Raw genomic sequence first — 14173 nt, 5'->3', positions numbered from 1 at the left:
TATGGAAAGAAAAGTCAAGCACAGCTATGAATTCAAACTTGAGTGTGTAGAATTAGTAGTTGTTAAACATTATTCATTTGCATTAGCATCTAGCGAGAAAGGAACCAGCAAATCTAATATACGCAAATGGGTCAGTTTTTACAGGGAATATGGAAGGGCAGGTTTAATGTCACGAAAAAATCAGGTTTATCCGATTGGTTTTAAATTAAAGGTTTTAAAGTCAATTTGCAGGGATTCATTATCTTTAAGAGAAGCTCGTTTGCGATTTAACATTCCTTCGGATTCAATTATCATTAAATGGAAAAAAGATTTTGCTAATTTTGGTTTAGAAGGATTAAAACTAAAACCAAAAGGGAGACCAAAATCTATGAGTGATTTTAAAGATAAAAAAAGTAAATCTGAAAAACCTTTAACCAGGGAAGAAGAACTTCTGTTGGAGAATGAAGCATTACGCTGTGAAATTGATTATCTAAAAAAGTTACAAGCCTTAATTCAAGCCGAAGAAAAAGCCAAAAATCGCAAGTCATAATGGAATTAAGGCATCTCTATGATTTAAAATTACTTTTAAATTGCAGTAATGTGGCGCGCAGCAGTTTTTATTATTATCAAAAACAGAGTAAAACAGCTGATAAATACAAAAAAGTAAAAGAACTTATAAAATCAATTTATTCTAAGCATAAGGGGCGTTACGGATACAGGAGGATCACTAGTAATTAAAGCTTCAAGGGATAATCATCAATCATAAAACAGTTTTAAGGCTAATGAAATCGTTGGGATTAAAAAGCCTGATCAGAGTTAAAAAATATAAATCCTATAAAGGAGAACAAGGCAGGATTGCCCCAAATATTCTGAGCAGAAACTTTAAAGCATCAGTGCCTAATCAAAAATGGGCGACCGATATAACTGAATTTAACGTCTCAGGAAAAAAATTATATTTATCACCAATAATTGATTTGTTTAATGGAGAAATAGTTAGTTATGAACTGGCTGAAAGACCTGTATTTAATCAGGTAGCCGTGATGCTTGAAAAAGCATTTAAGAAAATACCCGACAATACTAATTTAACGCTGCACTCTGATCAAGGATGGCAGTATCAAATGAAACAGTACCAATGCTTATTAAAAGAAAAAGGAATTAAACAGAGTATGTCCAGAAAAGGAAATTGTCTTGACAATGCAATTATTGAAAACTTCTTTGGAACATTAAAATCAGAGTTGTTTTATCTTAAAAAATACAGTTCCATTGGTCAATTAAAACAGGAGATTATTGAGTATATTAATTATTATAATAATGACAGAATAAAACTTAATCTAAAAGCAATGAGCCCGATACAATATCGAGCTCATTATTATAAAACTTAATTATTAATTTGTCTAAACTTTTGGGTGCAGTCTAAAATTGTAATCCTTTTTTATTTTAATTAGCAAGAAGTTAAACCTTTGTTACTTTGAACCTTTGCCTCTCTGAACCTAAAAAAAAATTCGTAAATTTAGGCTATGAAAAAATGCATTTCCATATTAATTGTACTACTTACCATTGTTGCATGTTCTACAACTTCGCAGAATATTGCCAGCACTGATACTGTATCTGCATCAAATAAAAAGGTAAACGATACCATTAGAATTGCAAACGATTCATTAGAATACGAAGTCATCATAATCGATAACGGATTCTCAACCTGGCTTGCCTCTCGAGCCTATCCACGAAACTATTACTCCTTACAATACCTTGAAAACAAAAACTATTTGTATGTAACAGAATGGAATAATCGTGTTCTACAGCCACAGCGTTATAGCCCAAGGTTATACGAAATGTCTATTGACTACCGTCCAGATATTCATTATGGCTACGAAGTAAATTACTTAATTTACAATTACATGATTTATTTTCAAAATACTTACAAACAAAAGCTTTGGGGTTATGTTCCGTCAAGATAATATACTATATTTGTAATCATTACAAATAGCAATGAACAGATTAAAAAAACGCTGGGGAATTACCTCAAATTTACAAGCCATAATTATATTTATCGTTTTTGCCATCACAGGATCGGCATCTGCGTGGCTTTCTAAACCTTTCTGTGTTTTGCTGGGTATTACTAAAGAAGATTTTGGTGGCTGGTTTACACTCATTCGTCTTATTATTATCTTCCCTATTTATCAAGTTTTACTAGTTGCGATTGGAACTATTTTTGGGCAATTTAAATTCTTTTGGAACTTCGAAAAGAAAATGCTTAAAAATATGGGACTAGGATTTTTATTCAAAGAATAACTCCGCTTTTACCCACTTAATAAAAAAACCGTTCTGGTTAAGATCGTCTCTTAAGCTAAAATTTTATTTAATTTCATTTTTTAGACCGTTTACTATTTTTGAAACTGCAGTTTAATCAATCCCTGCATTTATCAAACATTACATATTTAAAAAATTGGCATAAAAAAAATACATAACATTTTTTTTATGCCAATTTTTTATTTAATCACTATACAGAACAGGATGGTACAGGATAGTTATATTTTAAGTAATAACAAACTTTACAATAGTTAGAAGCATTTATTAAACTTGATAATCAAACAATTAATGTTTCTAACAAAAATTATTACTTACTAACCAAACCACAATTTGACATGCTGAAAAATTACTTTAAATCCTCCCTTATGGTGGCGATGATTTGTCTCATTGCACCCGTAAACAAGGTTTTTGCTCAAAATCCGATTGTAAAAATCGACTTTGACCAATCTGGAAGACCGAAAGCCGAAGTAAATGATCCCGATTACACCGCTTGGGTAATTGCTTCTGGAAACACTAGTTCTTATACCGAAAATGGAGTTACTTTTACAATTAGTCGCACCGGAACTAATGGAGACAACTTAGGAACCAATTGGTACAAAGCAGGAATTCAAGCCCCTTATTACGCTAGATTAGTCTGTGACGGACTTACAGTAAAAGGTACAACAGCAAATCTTGGTGCTCAAATCGAACTCAAAATAAGCGGTTTAGCCACAGGAGAACATACTTTATTGGCTTTCTTCAACAATGTAGACAGCCCAACCACAAATACCTTTAGTCCAATTGATATTTCTGTCGATGGAAATGTAGTGGTCAATAATTTAATTCCAACTGTAAGAGCAACTAAAACAGCTGACGCAGCGTCTTCTTATTTAAGATTTCAAGCTACAGCAGGAACCGATGTCGTAATTTTAATCGCTGCAGAAACTTCAGGAACAGAAAATGTTAAAAACTTCATTTTTAATGGTTTTGAATTAAACACACCCAATATTTCTCATCAAGCTATAAACCCAGATCCAAAACAAAACAACGAACATGTAGAATTAGTATCTGGCGGAAAATTGTTGCAATGGACTGCTGGGTCAGGAGCTGTTTCGCACAATGTCTATTTTGGAACAGATCCAACAGCGGTTGACAATGCAACGACAGCTTCACCAGAATATAAAGGAAATCAAGCTTTAGCCAACAATTCTTATCAAGCAAACGGATTGTATACGGGAGCAACTTATTACTGGCGTATTGATGAAGTTTTATCAAATGGAATTGAAAAAGGAAATGTTTGGCGCTTTCGTCCCGCACAGCTTGCTTTTCCTGATGCTGAAGGATACGGCCGTTTTGCACGTGGAGGACGTGGCGGAAAAGTTGTTGCCGTTACTAATCTAAACGACAGCGGCCCAGGAAGTTTTCGTGAAGCCGTTACAAACGATATTGGACCGAGAACAATTGTCTTTAATACTTCGGGTGTAATTCAGTTGCAATCCCGTCTGGTTTTAAGCCAGCCTTACGTAACAGTTGCTGGACAAACCGCTCCAGGAAAAGGAATCTGCATTCGTTCTGCTCCTTTTGGCGTAACAGGAAACGATGCTGTTGTACAAAATTTGCGTGTTAGAGTTGGTGCAGGCCTACTTTTGACGGAATGGGATTAACAGGTGCAGATAATAGCATTATTGACCACTGTTCAATCAGCTGGACTATAGATGAATCTTTTAGTTCTAGATCTGGAAAAAACATCACCCTTCAGAGAACACTTATTTCTGAGGCTTTAAATGCAGCAAATCATCAAAATTACCCAGCAGGAACAGAACATGGATATGCTGCTACAATTGGCGGAGATATCGGGAGTTTCCATCATAATCTATTAGCCCATTGCTATGGCAGAAATTGGAGTCTTGGCGGCGGACTGGACGGAAACGGTGCTTATGCTGGAAAAATGGATATTACGAACAATGTCGTTTATAACTGGGGAGGAAGAACTACAGACGGAGGAACCAAAGAAGTTAACTTTGTAAACAACTATTACAAACCTGGCGCTGGTTCAAAAATATTTGTTGCTTTTAATCAGCAAAATGAAGGTGTTGGAACCGGAATGCAGCAATGTTATTTTAACGGAAATGTAATGCCTGGTTATTTCGACGAAACCAACCAAACTGCTGGAAGAAAAGCATCAGGAAATACAGTCCCGTATAACAACTTTGTAAATACCCCTTTTTTCCCTTCTTATGTAACGACGCAATCAGCTAAAAATGCTTATAAAATTGTTCTTTCTGATGTTGGATGTACCCAGCCAGAATTTGACGAACATGACCAAAGAATTATTTCGGAGACATTAAACGGAACGTATTCTGCAGTTGGAAGTGTAACAGGCAAACCTGGATTTCCAGATAATGAAGCAGATGTTGGTGGTTTCGAAAACTATCCGACTGTAGTGAGAGATGCTAATTGGGATAGCGATCAAGATGGATTGCCAAACTGGTGGGAAAATATCATAGGAACCAATGTAAACTCTGCAATTGGGGATTTTTCAGATGCAAATGCCGATCCTAATTTAGATGGCTATACTCATCTAGACGAATATTTACAATGGATGTCACTGCCACATTACGAATCTCCAGACGGAACAAAAATTGACATTAATATTCAAAAATTATCAAGAGGATTTACAAGTGGCGTTTCTTATACCATTTCGAATGTAGTAAACGGAAATGCAACTCTCAATTCAGATGTGGTTGCATTTACACCAACTTCAAACGGATTATGTTCTTTTGAATTTACCGTAACAGATTCTGAAGGTGGCACAATGAAAAGAAAAGTGAATGTCATAAGCGGGCAAAGCTTGACATTAGGAACAGACGATAGTATTAAAGAAAGTAAAAACAATGCTTTTAATGTTTGGCCAATTCCAAGCAACGGATCTTTCTCTATTTTTATTGATAATGAAGAAGCAGAAATTTTAGATCTTAAGATCTACGATATTTCTGGAAAAGAATTAGTAAAGCAAAAAATTAAAGGAGGCACACAAGAAACAATCCAATTGCATTCAAAAGGTGTTTTCTTGATTAAAGTGGTAAATCCGCAGACTAAGAAAACACAATATGTAAAAAAAATAATCATTCAATAGTTAAAACTAAAGCAATTAAAAAAGACGGCCTAAAACCGTCTTTTTTTATTTTTTCTGAAAGAAATAAGTATAAATCCAAGTCAAGGTAAAAGACGGAATTACGTCTGTAAAAGGCAATATTTCCTCAAGAAAAGTCAAAACACCAGCAACCTTCCCTACTCTTCCTTTATACATCCTTGCCATAATTATTGCCGCAATGGGAGCCCAAACCACATCTGAAAACTCACCCAGAAACGGAATCGAGAAAGAAATCATACCAATTCCATCCAAAACCAGCCCTATAAGTAGTTTTGACATTCTGCTATCTTCTGCAACTTCTAAATCTTGCATAACACATTCATTTTTAAGTTAATCGAAATTAAAAATAATTCAGGAAATACTATTATCTCTTTCCTAAATTTAATTTCCATTATTCCCATATCAATTTACGTACCGATTTTAGATTTTAGATTTTAGATTTTAGATTTTAGATTTTAGATTTTAGATTTTAGATTTTAGATTTTAGATTTTAGATTTTAGATTTTAGATTTTAGATTTTAGATTTTAGATTTTAGATTTTAGATTTTAGATTTTAGATTTTAGATTTTAGATTTTAGATTTTAGATTTTAGATTTTAGATTTTAGATTTTCTAAAAGTCGCTTCGCTCCTTTTGGAATTTGGAATTTCACATATTGAAATTTGATTTTGATCATATTCTTCGTTTCTTTGTAAAAACAGTTTCACTACATGATACACGCAAAAAACATACATAAATTTTACGACAAACTTGAAGTTTTAAAAGGAGTCGATTTACATATTAAAAAAGGCGAAATTGTTTCTATCGTTGGTGCTTCGGGCGCTGGTAAAACTACATTACTGCAAATTTTAGGAACGCTAGACAAACCAGATCATAATCCCGATTCATCTTTAACCATTAATGGAAAAAATGTACTCGAGTTACAAAACATTAAAAATAATAGCTCAAATCAAGAAAAAGCATTCAAAATCATCACTTGGTTAGGCTCTTTTTATATTATTCTGCTTGCGGTGTTTCTAGTGCTTTTTAGAAATAAAATAGAGAATGATATTTTGGGTTATATCAATTGGGGAATATTACTTATGCCCATTATTTTACTATTAGGGTATTACAATCGTTACTTTAAAAAGAAAAGCAGACAAGACAAAATTTTATCCGATTTTAGAAACTTAAATCTTGGTTTCATTTTTCAATTTCATCAACTTTTACCTGAGTTTACAGCGCTAGAAAACGTATGTATACCAGCTCATATTGCAGGCAAAAAGACCGCTGAAACCGAAGAAGAAGCAAAAAAACTGTTGAACTATCTTGGTCTTTCGCACAGAATTAACCATAAACCTAGCGAACTTTCGGGCGGAGAACAACAGCGTGTAGCAGTTGCAAGAGCCTTAATCAATAAACCAGATGTCATTTTTGCCGACGAACCTTCTGGAAATCTGGACACCCATTCTGCCGAAAACCTGCACCAATTGTTTTTTCAGCTTCGAGACGAGTTCGGACAGACTTTTGTCATTGTAACCCACAACGAAGAATTGGCCAATATGGCTGATAGAAAATTAGTAATGGTCGACGGACAAATTAGCAATTAAGTTAATTAGGAGCTATTTCCTGCTGTCCTTCCAATCTTTTATGCCGAACCCCGGCATAAAAGGATTTTCCCTCCCATCAGGGCTAGGGCACTCGAACATAAAAGAATATTTCATTTAAAATGAACCAAAAAGAACTCAAAGAATTTCTAGACGAAAAAGTCATTCAATATAACAATCAGGATTTTATAGAAAGTGATCCTGTACAGATTCCGCATCTCTTTACTCAAAAAGAAGATATCGAAATTGCGGGTTTTCTTAGCGCTTCTATTGCTTGGGGAAACCGTAAAATGATTATCAAGAATTCGCATAAAATGATGGAATTAATGGGCAACACGCCTTACGATTTCGTTATGTCACATTCTGACGAAGACTTGGCAAGACTAGAAACTTTTGTGCACAGAACTTTCAACGGACATGATTTTGCCGGCTTCATAAAAGGCTTAAAAAACATTTATCAAAACCATAATGGACTGGAAAATGTTTTTGCTAAAAATCAGGAAAAAGACAGTTTACAGAAAAGCATCAGCGAATTCAAAAAGATATTCTTTGAAACCGATCATTTGGCGCGAACTCAAAAACACATTTCAGATCCATTAAACAATTCGGCAGCAAAAAGAATCAACATGTATCTGCGCTGGATGGTTCGCCAAGATGCAAAAGGTGTCGATTTAGGAATCTGGAAAAGTATTTCCCCATCAGTTTTATCTTGTCCACTAGACGTTCACTCGGGTAATGTTGCCCGCAAACTTGGAATTCTTTCGCGAAAGCAAAATGATGCTAAAGCTTTATTAGAATTAGATACCAAATTAAGAAAAATGGATGCGCAAGATCCTGTAAAATACGATTTTGCCTTGTTCGGATTAGGGGTTTTTGAAGGGTTTTAATATTGAAAATTAAACAGTTAGACTAACAAATTATTAGATGATTTTAAGAATTTGCTAAACAAACCACGAATTTAACGTACATTTGCACAAAATTAAAAGCAAATGAGCACTTTCGAAAAATTTAATCTTCCAAAATCATTACAAAAAGCAGTTGACGAATTAGGATTTGTTACGCCTACTCCTATTCAAGAAAAATCTTTTTCTGTAATCATGTCTGGACGTGATATGATGGGAATTGCACAAACCGGAACCGGTAAAACATTTGCTTATTTACTACCTCTTTTAAAGCTTTATAAATTTACTCATACCAATACGCCAAAAATTGTAATTCTAGTTCCAACTCGTGAGCTAGTGGTTCAAGTAGTTGAAGAAGTAGAAAAACTGACTACCTATATGTCGGTTAAAACGTTGGGTATTTACGGAGGTGTAAACATCAATACGCAGAAAAAGGCCGTTTACGAAGGTGTTGACATTTTAGTTGGAACGCCTGGACGTACTATGGACTTAGCTCTTGATGCTGTCGTTCGTTTTGACGAAACACAAAAACTAGTGATCGACGAGTTTGACGAAATGCTGAATTTAGGTTTCAGACCACAGCTGACTTCGCTTTTTGCGATGATGAAAACCAAACGTCAAAACATTTTGTTCTCTGCAACGATGACAGATGAAGTCGATGATTTATTAAATGATTATTTCGATTTTCCTGAAGAAGTTACATTGGCACCATCAGGAACTCCGCTTGAAAAAATTACGCAGCTTACTTATAATGTTCCGAATTTCAATACCAAAGTAAATCTTTTAAAACATTTACTGGAAAACGATGAAAGTATGAGTCGTATTTTGGTTTTCGTAAATAATAAAAAGATTTCAGATATGCTTTTCAATCGTATTGATGAGCTTTTTGAAGGACAATTTGGTGTAATTCACTCGAACAAATCCCAAAACTACCGTTTGAGCACAATGGCAGAATTTCAAGAAGGAAATCTTCGCGGCTTAATTACAACCGACGTTATGGCAAGAGGTTTGGATATTTCTAACATCACGCACGTAATTAACTTTGAACTTCCAGAAGAACCAGAATTGTACATGCACAGAATTGGTCGTACGGGTCGTGCAGACGCAACGGGAACTGCAATTAGTTTTGTTACTCCAAGAGAAGAAGAATTCAAAATTGAAACGGAACTTTTAATGGATCAGGAGCTTAAAATTGCTGATTTCCCTGAAGAAGTCGAAATCTCAGAAAAACTGATCGAAGCTGAAAAAGATAAATTGCCAAGAAAGTTTTTAATGAAAAAACCAAAACTAGCAGGTGATGGAGCTTTTCATGAAAAATCTAAAAAGAACCAAAAAGTAAATCTTGGAGGTCACTTCAAAAACCAAAAAGAAAACTCACGGTTCTGTTAACAGAAATATGTTGAAGACAAGAAACGAGAAGAAGAAGAAAAAATAAGTTTTTTTTAGATGCTAAGTTACTAAGTTGCTAAGGTTCTAAGTTTTTTTTCTATTACTACATAAAAAAGGGTAAAGATTCTTTGAATCTTTACCCTTTTTTTTAGCTTAGAAGCTTAGTATCTTAGCAACTTAGAACCTTTTTTCTAAATTTTCGTAAATAGAAGTCCTACTGGCGAACATAATTGAATTCTTCTTCCAGTGTCTGTCAGTTTTCCTGTTGCGATATCTCTTTTAAAAATAACGATATCATTAGTATATTGATGTCCTACTAAAAGGTAATTTCCTGTTGGATCAATCGCAAAATCTCTTGGTCATTTTCCTAAAGTACTTTGCTGTTCTACCAATTCTAAAGCTCCTGTCTTAAGAATTTTGTATACTGAAATTGCATTGGCGTCTACACGATCCGTAAGATATAAAAAGTTTCCGTCTGGCGAAAGTTTAATTGCCGCTGCTCCTGTTCCTCCTTTAAAGTCTTTTGGAAGAATGCTTGTTTCTGCAACTACTTTCAAACTTCCTGTTTTATCCCAGCTTAATGTTGTCAAAGTTCCATCCAATTCCTGAACCAAATACACAAATTTTCCATCTTTACTGAAAGTCAAATGTCTTGCACCGCTTCCTGGCTTTACATCAACACTTCCTTTTAATGTCAATATTTCGTTTTTAGCTGCTGGATTATATTTATAAATAAATACTTTATCTAAACCTAAATCATTCGAAAGCACAAACTTTTTATCTGGAGAAAAAACAACCATATGGACATGCGCTTTCTCTTGTCGCGCTGCGTTCGGCCTTTTCCTTCATGCTGGATTAACTGCTGTACTTCTGTAATACTTCCGTCTGTATTTTTCTTAAAAACCGCAATACTACCACCAGAATAATTGGCAACAATTACATGCTTATCGTCATTTATCAAATGACACGGATCTGCTCCTAAAGCGTCATTTTTATTCAACAGATTAGTCTTTCCAGATGCTGAATCATATGAAAATGAACTTACTGTACTTTGTGTTCCATTTTCGTTCACTGCGTAGATAAACTTATTATCAGCAGAGACAGATAAATAACTTGGGCTTACCACATTCTCAGAAGAACTTTTTAATTTATATTCGCCAGTAGAAGCATCAAATTCATAAACATAAATACCATTGCTTTGGCAGGTATTGGTGTAAGTTCCAACTAATAAATTGAATTTATTTTGAGCTTTAACAGCGGTTATGGATAAAGCGGAAAACAAGATTAAATATATTTTTTTCATAATTTGTTTTTTTTGAATTAGCTAAAATAAACAATATATCTATTTGAAACAGTCTCTTTATTACAAGAAATTACAAAAGTTACATTTTTTTCACGTACATAAGAAATATAAGCTTTAGACTTTACCAATAATCTCTTAAATGAACTTATATGGTTTAATAATTTTTAATTCGTATTTTTGACCAGCATCTTCGCGAAAAACAAAACGTAGTGAAGTAAATCGAAGCCAGAATGCATTTTAAACATCCCGAAATTCTATACTTTCTGTTTTTATTGATTGTTCCAATTTTGGTTCACTTATTTCAATTAAGACGATTTAAAACTTCTTTTTTCACCAATGTTCGATTTTTAAAAGAACTTGCCATTCAGACTCGAAAGAGTTCTAAAATCAAAAAACGTCTTTTATTAGCAACACGTTTATTATTGCTTGCTTGCGCGATTATTGCGTTTGCACAGCCTTTTTTTGAAGCTGCCGACAGCAAAAATGCTTCAAACGAAATGTATATCGTTTTAGATAATTCGTTTAGTATGCAGGCTAAAGGCAAAAAGGGCGAATTATTAAAAAGAGCTGTTCAGGAATTACTCGAAAACACTCCAGAAAACACTCAATTTTCGCTTTTAACAAACACCGAAAACTTTTGGAATACCGATATAAAATCATCTAAAAGTGCTTTACAAAATCTAAAATACAGCGCAACTTCTTTTGATCTTTCAGCCATTACAGCTAAAATTAAGGCACATAAATCGGCTCATAAAAAAGATATTGTCATTATTACTGATGCCGTTGGTTTAAAAGAAAAAGATATTGCAACTATCGATTTTGAAGAAAAACCTTACTTCATAGTTCCAGAAGCAGAACAGAAAAACAATGTTTCTATTGATAGCGTTTACATTAATCAGACTTTAGAAAACTTCTACGAAATTGGCATTAATTTGTCTGCTTATGGCAAAGATTTTAAACCGGTTTCTACAGCCTTATACAATCAAAATAAACTTATCGCCAAAACGATTATCAATTTTGACACCAAGAAAAAGAAAATCAATTTCACCATTCCAAAAGAAGCTTTTCATGGATATGTTACAATTGAAGACAATGGTTTAAGTTATGACAACAAATTGTTTTTCAGCATTTCTAAAAACAAAAAAACAAACGTTATCAGCATTGGTGAACCTGAAAAAAGCAATTTCTTATCGAGAATTTATACCTCGGCAGAATTCAATTACAACAATTACCCAATTGGCTCTTTAGATTATAATAGTTTAGAAAAACAAAATACGATTATTCTGAACGAATTAATTGATATTCCGCAGACATTGCAGACGACTTTAAAAGCTTTTGTTTCTAAAGGCGGAAATTTGGTTGTCATTCCATCTGAGAAAACTTCTCTTTCGAGCTTAAATGCATTATTGGGGAATTTTGGAAAAATTCAATTCGGAAATTTAGAAACCAACAGCAAATTAATCACTAAAATTAATTTCGACCATCCTTTATTTTCAGGCGTTTTCGAAAACAAAATAACCAATTTTCAATATCCAAAAGTAAATAGTTCGTTTGCTGTTTCGAGTTCTTATCCAGCTGTACTTTCATTTGAAGACCAAACCGCGTTTGTAACTGCTGTTCAAAATCAGGTTTCTGGAATAACGGTTTTTACCGCGCCAATAAATAGTGCCAATTCCAATTTTCAGCAATCTCCTTTAATTGTTCCGTTATTTTATAAAATCGCTCAGAACAATCAGAAAACAGGCGTAAATGCTTTGACAATTGGAAACAACCAGCCTTACTTTGTAGATGTTTTATTGACTAAAGATGCCATTTTGGAAGTTAAAGGAACAGACGATTCGTTTATTCCGATTCAGCAGATTTTAAATAATAAAGTCAAATTAACATTCAATGATTTTCCTGAAACCGCTGGAAATTACAGCGTTTTTGACAAAAAAGAATGGGTTGAAAATATCAGTTTTAATTACAAAAGAACCGAAAGCGATTTGAGCCAAGTAAACACAAATGTAGTTTCTGATTTTAAAACTGCCGATACCATTTCAACCATTTTTAATACACTACAAACAGAACGAACAGACAGCCAAATTTGGAAATGGTTTGTTATCTTTGCACTGTTATTTTTAGCATTAGAAATGGCAATTATAAAATTTGTGAAATGATTTTTTTACCATTAAGACATTAAGATTATTAAGTTTTTACTTTATGAACTTACTTTTTTAATGTTTAGAAAATTAAGTTCTTCTCTTTATTAACTTAATTTCTTAATGGTAGTAAATAAAAAAACATTTAATGTTTTAATAAAAATAAATATTCAAAATATGAAACTAATCATCAAAAGCGCCAAAATTATCGACTCAAAAAGTCCGTTTCACAATCAGACCGTTGATCTTTTAATTGCAGATGGTGTAATAGAAAAAATAGGCGTTTCTCTTCCAAATGACGATGCAGAAGTAGTACGATTTGATGATCTTCATGTTTCTCAAGGCTGGTTTGACAGCAGTGTCTCGCTGGGCGAGCCAGGCTACGAAGACAGAGAAACGATAGCAAACGGATTGAATGTTGCTGCCAAAAGCGGATTCACAGCAATTGCATTACAACCCAACTCTTTACCAATTATTGACAATCAATCTCAAGTAAATTTTGTAAAAAATAAAGCAAATGGTTTTGCTACAGAAATTTTCCCAATCGGCGCTTTAACTAAAGCCAGCGAAGGAAAAGATATGGCAGAACTTTTTGATATGAAAAATTCTGGAGCGATTGCTTTTGGAGATTACAACAAAAGCATCGACAATGCTAATATCCTGAAAATCGCTTTACAATATGTTCAAGATTTCGACGGGTTGGTAATCGCTTATTCGCAAGATCCAAACATTAAGGGGAATGGTGTAGCAAACGAAGGGATTGTTTCGACAAGATTAGGCCTAAAAGGAATTCCGAATCTGGCAGAAGAACTGCAAATTTCAAGAAATTTATTTTTGTTGGAATATACGGGCGGAAAACTTCACATTCCAACTATTTCTACAGCAAAATCGGTTGAATTAATTAGAGAAGCTAAAGCTAAAGGCCTACAAGTAACTTGCAGCGCATCTGTGCATCATTTGGTTTTAACAGATGAAAAACTGGACGGGTTCGATACTCGATTTAAAGTAACGCCACCACTAAGAACAGAAGTTGACAGACAAGCTTTGCTTAACGGAGTTGCTGACGGAACCATCGACTTGATTACTTCAGACCATAATCCGATTGATATTGAATTCAAAAAAATGGAATTTGATACAGCCAAAAACGGAACCATAGGTTTAGAAAGCGCTTTTGGAGCTTTATTAACAGTTTTACCAGTAGAAACAATTGTAGCAAAATTAACTGCTGCAAGAGGCATTTTTGGTTTGGAAAACAATACAATCGAAGAAGGTGCAAAAGCTAATATTACCTTGTTTACAACAGAAGGAAAATCAACTTTTACGAAAGAAAACATTCTTTCAAAATCTAAAAATTCTGCTTTTTTAGGAACTGAACTTAAAGGTTCTGTGTACGGAATTTTAAATCAAAATCAACTAGTTACAAAATAATAC

8 protein-coding genes and 5 pseudogenes are annotated in these 14173 nt (G+C 33.8%); 11 read left to right on the top strand and 2 right to left on the bottom strand.

Annotated features, from left to right (window positions below; translation table 11 throughout):
- Position 1 precedes the first annotated feature (1 nt).
- The 5 genes and pseudogenes from ACPWTF_RS20955 to ACPWTF_RS20935 all read left to right on the top strand — a co-directional run bounded on the left by ACPWTF_RS20955 (position 2) and on the right by ACPWTF_RS20935 (position 5404).
- Positions 2-1361 (top strand): annotated as a pseudogene (locus tag ACPWTF_RS20955) (IS3 family transposase).
- A 135-nt stretch (positions 1362-1496) separates the two neighbouring features.
- Positions 1497-1937, top strand: a complete 441-nt coding sequence (locus tag ACPWTF_RS20950) for a DUF6146 family protein (protein WP_320495199.1) — start codon at positions 1497-1499, stop codon at positions 1935-1937.
- Between the two features lie 31 nt (positions 1938-1968).
- Complete coding sequence (locus ACPWTF_RS20945) at positions 1969-2271, top strand: DUF6787 family protein (RefSeq protein WP_095931741.1); 303 nt, start codon at positions 1969-1971, stop codon at positions 2269-2271.
- 353 nt (positions 2272-2624) lie between these two features.
- Positions 2625-3932: a hypothetical protein gene (locus tag ACPWTF_RS20940; protein ID WP_427872849.1), complete on the top strand. Its 1308-nt coding sequence runs from the start codon at positions 2625-2627 to the stop codon at positions 3930-3932.
- Positions 3923-5404, top strand: coding sequence for a T9SS type A sorting domain-containing protein (locus ACPWTF_RS20935; protein WP_427872848.1), 1482 nt, complete (start codon positions 3923-3925; stop codon positions 5402-5404). Before ACPWTF_RS20940 ends, ACPWTF_RS20935 begins: the two co-directional genes overlap by 10 nt.
- Positions 5405-5449: 45 nt before the next feature.
- On the opposite strand, the gene ACPWTF_RS20930 is transcribed toward ACPWTF_RS20935, so the two are convergent.
- Positions 5450-5734 (bottom strand): hypothetical protein, encoded by a 285-nt coding sequence (locus ACPWTF_RS20930; RefSeq protein WP_095931743.1) that lies wholly within the window; start codon positions 5732-5734, stop codon positions 5450-5452.
- Positions 5735-6131: 397 nt separating this feature from the next.
- On the opposite strand from ACPWTF_RS20930, the pseudogene ACPWTF_RS20925 reads away from it, so the two are divergent.
- The 4 genes and pseudogenes from ACPWTF_RS20925 to ACPWTF_RS20910 form a co-directional block, all read left to right on the top strand.
- Positions 6132-6344 (top strand): annotated as a pseudogene (locus ACPWTF_RS20925) (ATP-binding cassette domain-containing protein); the annotation flags it as partial.
- 216 nt (positions 6345-6560) lie between these two features.
- Positions 6561-7010, top strand: a pseudogene (locus ACPWTF_RS20920) (ABC transporter ATP-binding protein); the annotation flags it as partial.
- A gap of 119 nt (positions 7011-7129) precedes the next feature.
- Positions 7130-7894 carry a TIGR02757 family protein gene (locus tag ACPWTF_RS20915; protein WP_427872846.1) on the top strand — a complete coding sequence of 255 codons (765 nt, stop codon included), beginning with the start codon at positions 7130-7132 and terminating at the stop codon, positions 7892-7894.
- 102 nt (positions 7895-7996) lie between these two features.
- A pseudogene (locus tag ACPWTF_RS20910) lies at positions 7997-9344 on the top strand (DEAD/DEAH box helicase).
- A gap of 145 nt (positions 9345-9489) precedes the next feature.
- Here the strand turns inward: ACPWTF_RS20910 and ACPWTF_RS20905 are convergent.
- A pseudogene (locus tag ACPWTF_RS20905) lies at positions 9490-10601 on the bottom strand (lactonase family protein).
- Positions 10602-10831: 230 nt separating this feature from the next.
- Here ACPWTF_RS20905 and ACPWTF_RS20900 point away from each other — a divergent pair.
- Together ACPWTF_RS20900 and ACPWTF_RS20895 are read left to right on the top strand one after the other, a co-directional pair.
- Positions 10832-12760 carry a BatA domain-containing protein gene (locus tag ACPWTF_RS20900; RefSeq protein WP_427872844.1) on the top strand — a complete coding sequence of 643 codons (1929 nt, stop codon included), beginning with the start codon at positions 10832-10834 and terminating at the stop codon, positions 12758-12760.
- A 159-nt stretch (positions 12761-12919) separates the two neighbouring features.
- Positions 12920-14170, top strand: a complete 1251-nt coding sequence (locus ACPWTF_RS20895) for a dihydroorotase (protein ID WP_427872843.1) — start codon at positions 12920-12922, stop codon at positions 14168-14170.
- The last annotated feature ends 3 nt before the right edge of the window (positions 14171-14173 follow it).

The sequence above is a fragment of the Flavobacterium sp. MMS24-S5 genome (assembly GCF_050320125.1).
GTDB lineage: Bacteria > Bacteroidota > Bacteroidia > Flavobacteriales > Flavobacteriaceae > Flavobacterium > Flavobacterium tyrosinilyticum.
This window is presented reverse-complemented; position numbering and strand designations above follow the sequence as displayed.

What these genes read in the sequence shown, in the direction of transcription:
- ACPWTF_RS20935 (WP_427872848.1), top strand. Translation starts at nt 3,923, where the DNA reads ATGGGATTAACAGGTGCAGATAATAGCATTATTGACCACTGTTCAATC.
- ACPWTF_RS20895 (WP_427872843.1), top strand. Translation starts at nt 12,920, where the DNA reads ATGAAACTAATCATCAAAAGCGCCAAAATTATCGACTCAAAAAGTCCG.
- ACPWTF_RS20900 (WP_427872844.1), top strand. Translation starts at nt 10,832, where the DNA reads ATGCATTTTAAACATCCCGAAATTCTATACTTTCTGTTTTTATTGATT.
- ACPWTF_RS20940 (WP_427872849.1), top strand. Translation starts at nt 2,625, where the DNA reads ATGCTGAAAAATTACTTTAAATCCTCCCTTATGGTGGCGATGATTTGT.
- ACPWTF_RS20950 (WP_320495199.1), top strand. Translation starts at nt 1,497, where the DNA reads ATGAAAAAATGCATTTCCATATTAATTGTACTACTTACCATTGTTGCA.
- ACPWTF_RS20945 (WP_095931741.1), top strand. Translation starts at nt 1,969, where the DNA reads ATGAACAGATTAAAAAAACGCTGGGGAATTACCTCAAATTTACAAGCC.
- ACPWTF_RS20915 (WP_427872846.1), top strand. Translation starts at nt 7,130, where the DNA reads ATGAACCAAAAAGAACTCAAAGAATTTCTAGACGAAAAAGTCATTCAA.
- ACPWTF_RS20930 (WP_095931743.1), bottom strand. Translation starts at nt 5,734, where the DNA reads ATGCAAGATTTAGAAGTTGCAGAAGATAGCAGAATGTCAAAACTACTT.